The organism is Stenotrophomonas terrae (assembly GCF_039674165.1).
Classification (GTDB): domain Bacteria; phylum Pseudomonadota; class Gammaproteobacteria; order Xanthomonadales; family Xanthomonadaceae; genus Stenotrophomonas; species Stenotrophomonas terrae_A.
This window is the reverse complement of record NZ_JBDJMY010000008.1, coordinates 1-13,366: the sequence shown is the minus strand read 5'-3', so window position 1 is coordinate 13,366 and position 13,366 is coordinate 1. Positions and strand designations below refer to the sequence as shown.

Genomic DNA, 13,366 nt, shown 5'->3' with positions numbered 1-13,366 from the left:
ATGTGGCTGCTTCGCGGCTGACGCCGCTCCCACAAAAAAATCTGATTCCAGAGTCTCTACCACTTGAACAGCACCAGGCTCACCGCAATGCTGGCCATGCCGATCACCAGCCCGTAAACGGTCTCATGGCCTTGGGCGTAGCGCTTGGCCGCTGGCAATAGTTCGTCCAGGGCCAGGAACACCATGATGCCGGCGATCAGGCCGAACACCGCGCCGAAGGTGGCCGGGGACAGGGCGTCCGCCAGCAGGAAGTAGCCGATGGCGGCGCCGACCGGCTCGGCCAAGCCGGACAGCAGGCTGGCGCCGAAGGCATAGGATTTTCGCCCTGTGGCCAGATACACCGGCACCGCGATGGCGATGCCTTCGGGGATGTTGTGGATGGCGATGGCAAACGCCAGCGGCAGACCGACCGAGGGGCTTTCCAGGGTGGCAAAGAAGGTCGCCAGGCCCTCCGGGAAATTATGCGCGGTGATGGCAATGGCGCTGAGCAGGCCGACCCGGCGGATCTGGGTGTGGCTGTGGTCGTGGAAGGCCGGGTCCTGTTTGTCCAGGCTGTCGTGCGGGTTGGGCACCAGATGGTCGATCACCACCACCAGCAGCACGCCGCCCAGGAACCACAGGGTGCCGTAGGTATAGCCGAGGCGGTCGCCATAGGCCTGGGCGAAGGAGCTGATCGACTTGTTCAGGATCTCCGACAGCGAGACGTAGACCATCGCGCCGCCGGCAAAGGCCAGCCCGAACGCCAGCAGGCGCGGGTTCGGGCGTTTGGAGAACAACACCAGCAGGCTGCCGACGGCCGTGGCCAGGCCGGCAGCGAAGGTCAGGGTGAACGCCAGCCAGAGGTTGTCACTGGAAAAAGCGTGCATGCGCGGGGGCCGATGCCGGCTCAGCCGCCTCGGCGTGCGCGCTCTTCAATGGCAAAACATTCATTTGGTTTGGGGTCGGGCGGGTTGAAGCTGACCGGCACCTGGATGGTGGTGGGCACCGGCTGGCCGTTGCGGGTAGCCGGGTTGAACTTCCATTCGCGCACGCGACGTGCGGCGGAATCGTCCAGCTGGCTGTTGCCGCTGCTGGTCACCAGCGAGACATCGGTGGGCGTGCCCTGCGGGCCAACCACCACGCGCAGCACGCTCTTGCCGCCGACGCCGGTGCAGGCCAGTTCGGCCGGGTAGTCCGGCGGCGGGGTCTGCACGGCGGCCACTTCGGTGGGGGCGATGACCGGCGCGTCCGGCTGATCGGCGCCGTTGCAGGCGCTCAACACGGCGGTGGTGCCCAGTGCGGCCAACAGCAGAGGCAGTTTCATGTCATTGCTCCGTTAGTGCGGATGCCTTGGCGGCACAGATGAAGTCGTTTTCGCTCAGGCCGCCCACATCATGGGTGGAAAAGCGCACGACGGCACGGTCGTAGTGCACGCCCAGGTCAGGGTGGTGGTCTTCGCGATGGGCGATCCAGGCCAGCGCGTTCACGAACGCCATGGTGCCGTGGTAGTTGTCAAAGCGGAATGTACGCGTGAGCGCCTGCCCATTTTCGGCCAGCTCCCAGCCTGGAATCTGCGGCAGCAACTCGGCCAGCCGCGCTTGGCTGAGGCGGTATTCGCTGCCCCGGCGTGGGCTGCAACGCGCTTGTTGCAGGGGAATCAGATCAGGGGCCATGCAAACCTCCATCAAACAGGTGACTGAACCGTGCCGCCGTTGGAATCACTGTCCCATCGGTGGCGACCAAGACACGGCTAGAATACCCGCATGATCCAGATCTCAGATACCGCCCAACGTCATTTCCGCAAGTTGATCGAACGCGAGGCCGTGCCCGGTATGGGCGTGCGCCTGAGCGCGATGGACCCGGGAACCCCGAGCGCCGATGCGCGCCTTGAATTTGCCGACCCCTCCGAGCTGCTGGGCGACGAATGGGCCGTGGATTGCGATGGCTTCACCTTGTATGTGGCCGCTACCAGTGTGGCGTGGCTGGACGGTGCCGAGATCGACTATGTCACCCAGGCTGCCGGTACCCAGCAGCTGACCATCAAGGCACCCAAGATCAAGGGCGAAGCGCCCGGTGACGCAGCGTCCATCGTCGAGCGTGTGCGTTGGGTGATTGAAAACGAAATCAATCCGCAGCTGGCTTCGCACGGTGGCCGTGTCGCGGTGCAGGAAGTGTCGGCTGATGGCGTGGTATTGCTGCGTTTCGGCGGTGGCTGCCATGGCTGTGGCATGGCCGATGTGACCTTGAAGCAGGGGATCGAAAAAACCTTGATGGGCCGGGTGCCGGGCATTACCGCCGTGCGTGACGCCACCGACCACGAAACCGGTCAGGCGCCCTATATTCCGCGCGACGGCGCGGGCTGAGCCGCCACCACGCATGCCGGTGACATCGGTTACCGAGCTGATCAATCTGCTGGCCTCACGCCGGCAGACCAGCATCCTGCACGACCGCCGCACCGGCATGCCGTACAGCTGGAGCAACTGGCTGCGCACGCGCATGTCCAAAGGCTTGTCGGCATTTGTCGATGGCGATGTGGGCGAAGCAATTGCAGCGCGCCCGCCGCGTCCACGTAGCGCGCCTGCAGCCGCGCGGCCGCTGTGGTGGATCATCGTGTCGCTGTTCTGGAACGGTGGCGAGCCGCCGCCGCGCGATCAGCGTGGCCTGCGTTGGTTCGCCGGTTTCTTCAGCGCTGCCCTGCATGTGCTGTTCGCACTGCTGTTGCTGTGGGTCGCGCTGGTGCGCAGCAATGTGCCTGAGCAGAACGCCGAAGAAGGCGAGCGCGTGCAGGTCGAGTTCCTTGGCGACGGTACCGCGCAGGACGAAGGCGGTGGATCACCCGCTGCCGGCTCTGCGGCCGCCGCTGCAGTCGCGGCGCAGGCTGCCGCCGCAGCGCAGTCGGCAGCGGCGTCGTCCGCAGCAGCGGCGCAGGCCGCCCCGGCTGAACAGCCTGTTGAACAGCAGGCAGCGCCTGCCGCCTCCGCCGATGTTGCCGCCGCGCCAACGCCGGTGGAGTCACCGAGCCCACAACCCGCACCGCCGGTCGAGCAGCCCTTGCAGGTGACCGAGACCAACCGGCCGACCACCGATTTCGTGGTGCCGCCGGTAGCGGTGGTGGCGCCGACACTGCGTGGCAGAGAAACCCAGGTGCGTGAGCGTACGATTGAAACGGCGGTTGATCGTCCGCAGCCGACACAGGCGGCGCGTCCCGCTGCCGAGGTTGCCGTGCAACTGCGCCAACCCCAGGTGCAGGTGCGCGAGCGTCAGGTCGAAACTGCCGAGCAGCAGCCGGCCGCGCTTGCGCAGCCGCGTGTACGTGAGGCGCAGGTGCAACTGCGCACGCCGCAGCTGGCTGTTCGCGAACGCCAGATCGAAACCGCAGCACAGGAGTCGGTAGCGATGGCGGCGTTGCCCAGCCGTAGCACCGAGGTGCAGGTGAAGACACCGGCCATGGCGGTGCGTGAGCGTGCGGTGCCGGGCGTGGTGGACAAGCCGGCGGCATCGGCAAACGCGGCTGCGGCGGCCAGTGCACAGGCACCTGCGAACAAGGCGCAGGGCAGCGCATCTGCAACTGCCGCAGCCAGTCCATCGGCCAGTACAGGGCGGGCTGCAGCCGCTACTCCCAATCCGCGTCCTGGAACCAGCGCCGGCGCCGGCCCCAAACCGCAGGATCGCAGTGGCGGCTGGGCAGCGCCGACGCGTGGTGATGATTGGGGCGCATCACAGCGGCAGGTGGCCGGCAGTGCGGGTGGGCAGGCTGACAAGGGAACCGGCCTGTTCAACGCCGATGGCAGCGTACGGCTGGGCGGCAACGAAGGTCAGGCGCAGGACGCCGCCAAGCGCGGTGCGCCCGGCGGTGATGCCGATACCTGGAGCAAGGAGCGCATCGCCGAGTCCGGCACCTGGCTCAAGCGGCCGCCGTATGACTACACGCCGACCTCGTTCGACAAATACTGGGCGCCCAACGAATCGTTGCTGGCCGAATGGGTGCGCAAGGGCATCAAGAGCGTGGAGATTCCCATCCCCGGCTCAAGCAGCAAGATTTCCTGCGTGGTGTCGATGCTGCAATTCGGCGGCGGCTGCGGCCTGACCAACCCGAACATGCAGGAGCAGCCGGCAGAGGCGCGGCCGCCGCCGGATATCCCGTTCAAGAAAGAGCTGCAGGAAGACAACGGCAGCCGTTGATGGGTCTGCAGTGCGCGGTTGTTGCGTTGCCTTTTGTAGGAGCGGCGTAAGCCGCGAAGCACATGCCGGATCAGATGCCACATATGCTTGAGTTTCGGCAATATCAGCTTCGCGGCTAACGCCGCTCCTACAAATAGGGCTGACGCATCGCGTGGTAGCTGATCAATCAAAACAAAGCCGCCCAAGGGCGGCTTTGTTGGTTCAAGTGTGCTGCTGCAACAGTTGCGGTCAGTCGACGCCGTGCAGGTCGCGCAACTGGCTGGGACGCGAACCGAAGTAGGCGGCCAGGTCTGCGATGTCCTGGTCGCTGAGGCTCTGCGCCTGCGGGGTCATCAGCATGTGGTCGCGGGTGCTGGCGCGGTAGGCCTGCAGCGCGTGGGCAAGGTAGTCGCCGTATTGGCCGCCGAGCTTGGGATAGGTCGGGTCGATCGGGTTGTTGCCGTCGGCGCCGTGGCAGTCGATGCAGCTTTGCCCGGTCGCTTTGCCCTTGGCAGCGGCCAACTGCTCGCCGGCAGCAACACGACCCGCCGGCAGGCCGGCGGACGAGCTGGATCCGTGTTCACCGCTGGCGTGGCCCGGGTCGGCCGCAGACTTGTCGCTGGACTCCACCTCCGACTGTGTACAGGCAGCCAGACCCATGGCGGCGACCAGGGCGATGGACAAACGCAGTGCGTGCGTGGCTTTCGTCATGGTCGGCGCTTATTTGAGGGTGGACAGATAGGCGGAGAGATCAGCGATGTCCTGCGGGCTGAAACTCATCGATTGCGCCTGCATCGTTGGATGCTTGCGCTTGCCTTCGCGGTACTCGGTCAGCGCCTGGGTCAGGTACTGGGCCGACTGCCCGCCGATCTTCGGCACGCGGTAGCTGGGGTAGGCGTTCTTGTAGCCGGTGATGCCGTGGCAGCCCTGGCAGGTATATGCCAGGGTCCGACCGGTAGTGGCATTGCCGCTGCTGGGGGTTGCCGGTGCGGCAACGGGGGCAGGGGCGGGGGCGACGGCGGGTGTAGCAGACTGCGGATCAGCTTGGGCGGCCCCGAAGGTCAGGGCAAAAGCCAGAGCGAAACAAGCGGCGAGCGGCTGCGGGCGCATGGTTTCCTTATCCGGTGAGCGGGTCTGGGGTTCCGCCGTGGGATACGGAACGCGCCGAGTATAGCCCGCGTATTTACCCGTTCGGAACAGGCAACTGGATGCTGCAATGCGATAACCGAGGTCAAACAGGTGGTACCCATGACTTTCGGGGCATGGTGTGGGCGTGGGGTGGTGCAATACTTTGCTACAACACCTGCCTACGCATCCCCAGGGACAAGACGATGTCGCGACTTTTCACTCTGCACGCCCGCACCGGAAGCTGCGCTGCTGCACTTCTGATCACCACCTCGTTGTTGCTGGGAGGCTGCAAGGCCGGAGGCGAGGAGGCCAAGGCAAAGACCCCGGATGAGCAGAAGGCCAGCGACGCGGTGCCGGTGGAAGTGGCCAAGGCCGAGCGCCGAGGTATCGCCGCCAGTTACGCAGGCACTGCCGCATTGGAACCCCGTGCCGAGTCGCAGGTGGTCGCCAAGACCTCGGGTGTGGCGCTGGCCGTGCTGGTCGAGGAAGGCCAGATGGTACGCGCCGGGCAGCCGCTGGTGCGCCTGGACCCGGACCGCGCGCGGTTGAGCGTCGCGCAGAGCGAGGCGCAGATGCGCAAGCTGGAAAATAGCTACCACCGTGCCGAGAAGCTGGTGCAGCAGCAGCTGGTCAGCGCTGCCGATGTGGATCAGCTGCGCTACGACCTGGAAAACGCGCGGGCGATGTACCGGATGGCGACGCTGGAGTTGTCCTACACCACGGTGGTCGCCCCGATCTCCGGTGTGATCGCTTCGCGTGACATCAAGCCGGGCAACTTCGTGCAGATCAACTCGCCGATCATCCGCATCGTCGACAGCGGCCAGCTCGAGGCCACGCTCAATGTGCCCGAGCGCGAAATCGCCAAGCTCAAGCCGGGCCAGGCGGTGTCGCTGCAGGTCGATGCATTGCCGGGCAAACCCTTCACCGGCACCGTGGACCGTGTTGCCCCGGTGGTGGACAACGGCACCGGCACCTTCCGCGTGGTGACCACCTTTACCGGCGAAGACGCACTGCAGGCCGGCATGTTCGGCCGCCTGAGCATCAACTACGACCAGCGCGCCGATGCGCTGGTGGTGCCGCGTACCGCACTGTTGGAAGACGGCGGCAAGCCGGCGGTATACGTGGTCCGCGATGGCAAGGCGATGCGCACCGAGCTGGCACTGGGTTACGACGATGCCGGTTGGATCGAAGTGCGCAATGGCCTGCAGCAGGGCGATGAAGTGGTCATCGCCGGCAAGGCTGCACTGCGCGAAGGCAGTGCCGTGCAGGTGATTGGCAAGGACAAGGACAAGACGGTGGCAGCCAAGGCGCCGGCAGCTGCACAGGCGTCCAAACAATGAGTGACCACGGACCGTCGGCTTCCGGCGGTGGCTTCGACCTGATCGAATTCGCCACCCGCCGCCGCGTCACCATCGCGATGATGACGCTGACCCTGGTGTTGTTCGGCCTGATCTCGCTGTCGAGCTTGAAGGTCGAACTGCTGCCGGACCTGAGTTATCCCACCCTGACCGTGCGTACCGATTACGAAGGTGCGGCGCCGGCCGAGGTGGAAACCCTGATTTCGCAACCGGCCGAAGAAGCGCTGGGCATCGTCAAGGGCCTGCGCAAGCTGAAATCGATTTCCCGTACCGGCCAGAGCGACGTGGTGCTGGAGTTCGCCTGGGGCACGGACATGCAGCAGGCCGGGCTGGACGTGCGCGACAAGATGGAGACGCTGCAGTTGCCGCTGGAGGCCAAGCCGCCGGTGCTGCTGCGCTTCAATCCGTCGACCCAGCCGATCATGCGGCTGGCGCTGTCGTCCAAGCAGGAGGCCGGCAACGAGGCCGACGCGGTACGGCGCCTGATGGAGCTGCGCCGTTATGCGGACGAAGACCTCAAGCGCAAGCTTGAGCCGGTTACCGGCGTGGCTGCGGTCAAGGTCGGCGGTGGCCTGGAAGATGAAATCCAGGTCGATATCGACCAGCGCAAGCTGGCCGCGCTCGGTCTGTCGCTGGACACGGTGATCCAGCGTCTGCAGCAGGAGAACGTGAATCTGTCCGGCGGTCGTCTGGAAGAAGGTTCGCAGCGTTACCTGGTACGTACCGTCAACCAGTTCGCCACCGTTGAACAGATGCGCGAGATGCTGCTGACCACGGTCAGCGGCTCCAGTACTGCCAGCTCGGCCGGTGAAAACCGTCAGCTGATGTCGGCCATCCTTGGCAGCAGCGATCCGAACGTGATCGCGGCAATGCGCAGCGATGGCAGCAGCAGCGCGCCCAGCGTGCGCCTGAAAGACGTGGCCGAGGTCCGCCAGGGCTACAAGGAACGCGAGGCGGTGATCCGTGCTGGCGGCCATGAAGCGGTCGAGCTCGCCGTCTACAAGGAAGGCGATGCCAATACCGTTTCCACCGCCGATGCGCTGGAAGCCAAGCTCGAAACGATCCGCAAGGAAATGCCCAAGGACATCGAGATGACGATGGTGGAAGACCAGTCGGTCTTCATCCGCCACGCCATCAAGGACGTCAAGATCGATGCGGTGATCGGCGGCCTGCTGTCGGTGCTGATCATCTTCCTGTTCCTGCGCGATGGCTGGAGCACCTTCGTGATCTCGCTGTCGCTGCCGATCTCGATCATCGCCACGTTCTTCTTCATGGGCCAGCTCGGCTTGAGCTTGAACGTGATGTCGCTGGGCGGCCTGGCTTTGGCCACCGGCCTGGTGGTGGATGACTCGATCGTGGTGCTGGAGTCCATCGCCAAAGCGCGTGAGCGCGGCATGGGCATTCTGGAAGCGGCGATCAAGGGCACCCGCGAAGTGTTCATGGCGGTGGTTGCCTCCACGCTGACGACCATCGCGGTGTTCCTGCCGCTGGTGTTCGTCGAAGGCATCGCCGGCCAGCTGTTCCGTGACCAGGCACTGACGGTGTCGATCGCCATCGCCGTGTCGTTGGTGGTGTCGATGACCTTGATCCCGATGCTGAGCGCCTTGAAAGGACGCCCGCCGTTGGAGTTCCCGGCAGAAGACCCGCGCGAGCCGTGGCGTCCGCAGAGCCGTTGGAAGAAGCCGGCGGCCTACGCAGGCCGTGGCATTGGCGCGATGTTCCGCTACGGCTTCTATTTCCTGGCCTGGAGCGTGGTGCGGATCTTCCGTGGCATAGCTGCGGTGGTTGGCCCGGTGATGCGCAAGGCCAGCGACCTGGCGATGGCACCGTATGGCCGCGCGGAAGCCGGCTATCTGCGCGCGCTGCCGGCAGCATTGAAGCGCCCGTGGCCAATTCTGGGTTTCGCGACCCTGGCCTTTGGCCTGACCTTGGCGGCGCTGCCGTTGCTGGGTGTGGACCTGCTGCCGCAGCTGGCCCAGGACCGCTTTGAAATGACCGCCAAGTTGCCGCCGGGTACGCCGCTGGCGCAGACCGATGCGCTGGTGCGCGAAGTGCAGCGCAAGCACGCAGATGAAGAAGGCGTGCGCCTGCTGTACGGCGTGTCCGGTACCGGTACGCGGCTGGATGCCAGCCCGACCGAGAGCGGTGAGAACATCGGCAAGCTGTCGGTGGTGATGAGCGACACCAAGCGCGAGCCGGAACTGACCGAGAAGCTGCGCGAGACCATGAAGGCCTGGCCGTCGGCGCAGGTGGACTTCGCCCGCCCGGAACTGTTCGCGCTGTCGCCGCCGCTGGAAATTGAAATCGAGGGCAACAACCTCGACGACATCCGCGTGGCCGGCAATCGCCTGGCCGGCATGCTGCGCGAAAGTCCGCACTATGCCGACGTCAAGTCGACGGTGGAGCAGGGCTTCCCGGAAATCCAGGTGGTGTTCGACCAGGACCGCGCTGCGGCGCTGGGCCTGACCACGCGGCAGATCGCCGATGCGGTGGTCAACAAGGTCAAGGGTAATGTGGCCACCCGCTACAGCTTCCGTGATCGCAAGATTGACGTGCTGGTGCGGGTGCAGGAATCGGAGCGTTCTTCGGTGGACGATATCCGCCGCCTGATCGTCAACCCGACCGGTGCCAAGGCGATCGAGCTGGCTTCGGTGGCCGATGTCATCGCCACCACCGGCCCGAGCGAAATCCACCGCGCCGATCAGCGCCGTGTGGCGATTGTTTCGGCCAACCTGCGCGACATCGACCTGGGCAAGGCCATCACCGAAGTGCAGGACATGGTTGCCAAGAACCCGTTGGGCACCGACGTGGGCATGCATATCGGTGGCCAGGGCCAGGAGCTGGGTGAATCTATCCGCTCGCTGCTGTTCGCCTTTGCGCTGGCGGTGTTCCTGGTCTACCTGGTGATGGCATCGCAGTTCGAATCGCTGCTGCATCCCTTCGTCATCCTGTTCACCATCCCGCTGGCGTTGGTTGGCGCAGTGGCGGCCCTGCTGCTGGCACGATCGCCGGTATCGGTGGTGGTGTTCATCGGTTTGATTCTCTTGGTCGGCCTGGTGGTGAAGAACGCCATCATCCTGATCGACAAGGTCAACCAGCTGCGCGAGGAAGGTGTGCCCAAGCGTGAGGCGTTGGTGGAGGGCGCGCGTTCGCGTCTGCGTCCAATCATGATGACCACCTTGTGCGCGGTGTTCGGCTTCCTGCCGCTGGCCCTGGCCTTCGGCGAAGGTGCCGAGGTGCGCTCGCCGATGGCGATCACCGTGATCGGTGGCCTGCTGGTCTCGACCATGCTGACCCTGCTGGTGATCCCGGTGGTATACGACCTGCTGGACCGCAAGCCGGATGAGTACTACGCCGAGCGTGGCCGTCGTGCGCGCCAGGCGATGGCCCAGGCCGAGCAGGTGCTGAGCCATGAGCAGGACCCCATCGGCGGCATCAAGGACTGATCGGATGAATATCACCGAACTCTCCATCCGCCGCCCCGTCACCACCATCATGCTGTTCGTGTCGATGGTGGTGATCGGCCTGATTGCCGCGTTCAAACTACCGCTGGAGTCGGAACCGGAAGCCTCGATCCCGTTCTTCTTCATCGCCCTGCCATACCCGGGCTCCACTCCGGAAGAAGTGGAACGCAACCTGTTGCGACCGGTGGAAGAAGCCATCGCGACGATGCCCGGCATCAAGACGATGAACTCGCGCGCCAACGCCGAGGGCGGCCAGATCCAGGTCGAATTCAGCGATTGGAACCGTGACATCGCGATGGCCGCATCCGAAGCGCGTGAGCGCATCGATGCGGTGCGCGATGAATTGCCGGACGACTTCCGCCGCTATTACGTGCAGCGCTGGAGCACCAGCGACCAGGAAGCGATCAGCCTGCGCTTGAACAGTGCCGAGGACCTCACCGCGCGCGCTGACATGATCGAGCGCGCCATCAAGCAGCGGCTGGAACGGCTGCCGGGTGTGGCCCGGGTGGAAGTGGAGGGCGTAGCCAAGCAGGAAGTGCTGATTGCCCTGGACAAGGATCGCATCAGCGCGCACGGGGTTGCGCTGAATGATCTTGTGCAGAAGCTGCAGGCGGCCAACTTCGCCGTGTCAGCCGGGCAGATCACCGAGGATGGGCGGCGCCTGCGTGTGCAGCCCAAGGGCGAGCTGCTGGAGGTGCAGGAGCTGCGTGACCTGCCGGTCAACAACCGCGGCACCCGCCTGTCCGATATTGCCGAGGTCAGCCTGCAGCCGCAGCGCATGAGCTATGTGCGGCGCATGGAAGGCAAACCCAGCGTGGGCGTGGACATCTACAAGGAGCGCTCGGCGAACCTGGTGGACCTGTCGCGCGCTGTGACCAAGGAAGTCGCGTTGCTGGGCGAGGATCCGGCCCTGCGCGGTGTCGACATTGAAATTGCATGGGATTCCGGCAAGGCAGTCACCAGTTCGCTGCTGGCCCTGGCCGAGGCCGGCGCGATTGGTCTGTTGTTGTCGGTGATCGTGCTGTACGCCTTCCTGCGCCATTGGCCATCAACGCTGATGGTGTCGATGGCAATCCCGATCTGCTTCATCATGACCTTGGGCTTCATGTACTTCACCGGCATCAGCCTGAACATCATCTCGATGATGGGTTTGCTGCTGGCGGTAGGCATGCTGGTCGACAACGCCGTGGTGGTGGTGGAAAGCATCTACCAGGAGCGCGAGAAATACCCTGGCAAACCGGAGATGGCATCCATCATCGGTACCCGCCATGTGGCGATCGCTTTGTCGGCCGGTACCTTGTGCCACTGCGTGGTGTTCCTGCCGATGATGTTCGGCGAGAAGAACATCATCACCATCTACCTGACCCAGCTGGCGCTGACCATTTCGTTCTCGTTGCTGGCCTCGTGGCTGGTGGCAGTGAGCTTGATTCCGATGCTGTCGGCGCGGATGAAAACCCCGCCGGCATTGAAGTCGCCTTTCATCAGCCGCCTGCAGGCGCGCTATGCGCGGGTATTGCGCTGGACCTTGCAGAATCGTGGCTGGAGCGTGGCAGGCATCGTGTTGGTGTCGGTGCTCAGCGTGTGGCCGATGACCCATACCACCGGCGGTGGTGATGACAACGATCCGGATGAGATCAACATCTTCTACCAGTGGAAGGGTTCCTATTCCAAGGAAGAGATGGGCAAGGAAGTGCAGCGTGTCGAGGCCTTCGTCAACGCCAACCGCGAGCAGTTCAAGATCAAACGCGTCTACAGCCGCTTCGCCGAGCAGGGTTGGGCACAGACGCGCCTGTACCTGAGCGTAGACGACCGCGAGCAGAGCAAGAAGATTGAGGAGGAAGTGCGCAAGGGGCTGCCGCAGTCGGCGCGCGCCAAGATCGGTATTGGTTGGCCCGGTGGCATGGGCAGTGAAGGGGGAGGGCTGCGTTTCAGCCTGGTCGGTGATTCAAGCCAGACCCTGCGCGAGCTCGCAGACGACGTCGTGCCGATCCTGGCGCGCAACCCCAAGCTGCGCGATGTACGCGTGGACGTAGGCGATGCCAATGCCGAGCTTGCGGTGCGGGTCAACCGTGAGCGTGCTGCGTCCTATGGCTTCAGTGCCCAGCAGGTGGCGCAGTTCGTGGGCATGGCACTGCGTGGTTCGTCGCTGCGTGACTTCCACCGAGATGACGTCGAGATTCCGGTCAACGTGCGCTTCTCGGGCTCGGAGAACTACAGCATCGAGGATTTGTCCTCGTTCATGGTGCGCAGCTCCAATGGCAAGGAGATCCCGCTGCTGGCGATGGTCGATGTCAACGTCAATCCGGCGGCCAACTCCATCCAACGCCTGAACCGGCAGACCATGCTGCGCATCGAGGCCGGCCTGGCCAAGGACGTGCCGATGGACCAGGCACGCAAATCCGTCGAAGAGACCCTGGACCGCGTGCAGTTCCCGCCGGGCTATGGCTATACGTTCAACGGTGCCGGTTTCAACATCAACTTCGACGGCATGGATCAGATGGTGAGTGCGATCTTCATCGCATTGATCCTGATGGTGGTGATCATGGCCGCGGTGTTTGAGTCGTTGTTGTTCCCGGCGGCGATCATGTCCTGCGTGTTGTTCTCGATCTATGGCGTGTACTGGCTGTTCTGGCTGACCGGTACCGAGATGAACATCATGGCGGTGATCGGCATCCTGGTGCTGATGGGCGTGGTGGTGAACAACGGCATCGTGATGATCGAGCACATCAACAACCTGCGGCGGCGCGGGGTATCGCGCACGGAGGCGTTGATCGAAGGCAGCCGCGAGCGTCTGCGCCCGATCATGATGACGATGGGTACGGCGATCCTGGCGATGGTGCCGATTGCCTTGAACACGACCACGGCCGATGGCATGCCGCCGTACTACCCGATGGCACGCGCAATTGCTGGTGGTCTGGCGTTCTCGACGGTGGTCAGCCTGCTGTTCCTGCCGACCATCTACGCACTGCTGGATGATCTGCGCACCGGTACCGCGCGGTTGACGCGGCGTGCACGCGGCTTGCCGCCGGTGGAGCAGGGGGTTGCTGCGGAAGGCTGATTGTTAGGCTGATGCAGCTGCTGTAGCGGGCATTAACCGCAGAAGCAAAAGCTCCCCTCACCCCTACCCCTCTCCCGCATGCGGGAGAGGGGACAGCCGAAGCAAAGGCCGAAGCAAAGGCCGAAGCAAAGGCCGAAGCAAAGGCCGAAGCAAAGGCCGAAGCAAAGGCCGAAGCAAAGGCCGAAGCAAAGGCCGAAGCAAAGGCCGAAGCAAAGGCC

The 13,366-nt window shown here is 64.4% G+C and carries 10 protein-coding genes; 5 read left to right on the top strand and 5 right to left on the bottom strand.

Annotation, left to right across the window (positions count from 1 at the left end):
* Positions 1 to 56 precede the first annotated feature (56 nt).
* The 3 genes from zupT to ABE493_RS05245 are packed head-to-tail and all read right to left on the bottom strand — an operon-like array spanning position 57 to position 1,652.
* Positions 57 to 866 (bottom strand): zinc transporter ZupT, encoded by an 810-nt coding sequence (gene zupT, locus ABE493_RS05255; protein WP_346497917.1) that lies wholly within the window; start codon positions 864 to 866, stop codon positions 57 to 59.
* 20 nt (positions 867 to 886) lie between these two features.
* Entirely contained in the window at positions 887 to 1,303 is a 417-nt protein-coding gene (locus ABE493_RS05250; protein WP_346497916.1) for an energy transducer TonB, read from the bottom strand.
* Position 1,304: 1 nt separating this feature from the next.
* Positions 1,305 to 1,652 (bottom strand): 4a-hydroxytetrahydrobiopterin dehydratase, encoded by a 348-nt coding sequence (locus ABE493_RS05245; RefSeq protein WP_057628282.1) that lies wholly within the window; start codon positions 1,650 to 1,652, stop codon positions 1,305 to 1,307.
* Positions 1,653 to 1,742: 90 nt separating this feature from the next.
* On the opposite strand from ABE493_RS05245, the gene ABE493_RS05240 reads away from it, so the two are divergent.
* Together ABE493_RS05240 and ABE493_RS05235 are read left to right on the top strand one after the other, a co-directional pair.
* Positions 1,743 to 2,342: an NfuA family Fe-S biogenesis protein gene (locus tag ABE493_RS05240; protein ID WP_057628224.1), complete on the top strand. Its 600-nt coding sequence runs from the start codon at positions 1,743 to 1,745 to the stop codon at positions 2,340 to 2,342.
* Positions 2,343 to 2,355: 13 nt separating this feature from the next.
* Positions 2,356 to 4,161 (top strand): hypothetical protein, encoded by a 1,806-nt coding sequence (locus tag ABE493_RS05235; protein ID WP_346497915.1) that lies wholly within the window; start codon positions 2,356 to 2,358, stop codon positions 4,159 to 4,161.
* A gap of 228 nt (positions 4,162 to 4,389) precedes the next feature.
* Here ABE493_RS05235 and ABE493_RS05230 read toward each other — a convergent pair whose 3' ends face one another.
* Both ABE493_RS05230 and ABE493_RS05225 read right to left on the bottom strand, forming a co-directional pair.
* Positions 4,390 to 4,851 (bottom strand): c-type cytochrome, encoded by a 462-nt coding sequence (locus ABE493_RS05230; RefSeq protein ID WP_346497914.1) that lies wholly within the window; start codon positions 4,849 to 4,851, stop codon positions 4,390 to 4,392.
* A gap of 9 nt (positions 4,852 to 4,860) precedes the next feature.
* On the bottom strand, positions 4,861 to 5,250 hold the full coding sequence (locus ABE493_RS05225; protein WP_346497913.1) for a c-type cytochrome: 390 nt from the start codon (positions 5,248 to 5,250) through the stop codon (positions 4,861 to 4,863).
* A gap of 221 nt (positions 5,251 to 5,471) precedes the next feature.
* On the opposite strand from ABE493_RS05225, the gene ABE493_RS05220 reads away from it, so the two are divergent.
* Genes ABE493_RS05220 through ABE493_RS05210 form a run of 3 tightly spaced genes read left to right on the top strand, consistent with a single transcriptional unit; the run spans position 5,472 to position 13,148 of the window.
* Positions 5,472 to 6,608, top strand: a complete 1,137-nt coding sequence (locus tag ABE493_RS05220) for an efflux RND transporter periplasmic adaptor subunit (RefSeq protein WP_346497912.1) — start codon at positions 5,472 to 5,474, stop codon at positions 6,606 to 6,608.
* Complete coding sequence (locus ABE493_RS05215; protein ID WP_346497911.1) at positions 6,605 to 10,072, top strand: efflux RND transporter permease subunit; 3,468 nt, start codon at positions 6,605 to 6,607, stop codon at positions 10,070 to 10,072. The genes ABE493_RS05220 and ABE493_RS05215 overlap by 4 nt, the downstream gene beginning before the upstream one ends.
* Positions 10,073 to 10,076: 4 nt before the next feature.
* Positions 10,077 to 13,148 carry an efflux RND transporter permease subunit gene (locus ABE493_RS05210; protein WP_346497910.1) on the top strand — a complete coding sequence of 1,024 codons (3,072 nt, stop codon included), beginning with the start codon at positions 10,077 to 10,079 and terminating at the stop codon, positions 13,146 to 13,148.
* Positions 13,149 to 13,366: the final 218 nt, after the last annotated feature.

Bases quoted from the DNA above. Each gene is read 5' to 3' on its own strand.
- ABE493_RS05235 (WP_346497915.1), top strand. From the start codon at position 2,356: ATGCCGGTGACATCGGTTACCGAGCTGATCAATCTGCTGGCCTCACGC.
- ABE493_RS05245 (WP_057628282.1), bottom strand. From the start codon at position 1,652: ATGGCCCCTGATCTGATTCCCCTGCAACAAGCGCGTTGCAGCCCACGC.
- ABE493_RS05225 (WP_346497913.1), bottom strand. From the start codon at position 5,250: ATGCGCCCGCAGCCGCTCGCCGCTTGTTTCGCTCTGGCTTTTGCCCTG.
- ABE493_RS05215 (WP_346497911.1), top strand. From the start codon at position 6,605: ATGAGTGACCACGGACCGTCGGCTTCCGGCGGTGGCTTCGACCTGATC.
- ABE493_RS05250 (WP_346497916.1), bottom strand. From the start codon at position 1,303: ATGAAACTGCCTCTGCTGTTGGCCGCACTGGGCACCACCGCCGTGTTG.
- zupT (WP_346497917.1), bottom strand. From the start codon at position 866: ATGCACGCTTTTTCCAGTGACAACCTCTGGCTGGCGTTCACCCTGACC.
- ABE493_RS05210 (WP_346497910.1), top strand. From the start codon at position 10,077: ATGAATATCACCGAACTCTCCATCCGCCGCCCCGTCACCACCATCATG.
- ABE493_RS05230 (WP_346497914.1), bottom strand. From the start codon at position 4,851: ATGACGAAAGCCACGCACGCACTGCGTTTGTCCATCGCCCTGGTCGCC.
- ABE493_RS05220 (WP_346497912.1), top strand. From the start codon at position 5,472: ATGTCGCGACTTTTCACTCTGCACGCCCGCACCGGAAGCTGCGCTGCT.
- ABE493_RS05240 (WP_057628224.1), top strand. From the start codon at position 1,743: ATGATCCAGATCTCAGATACCGCCCAACGTCATTTCCGCAAGTTGATC.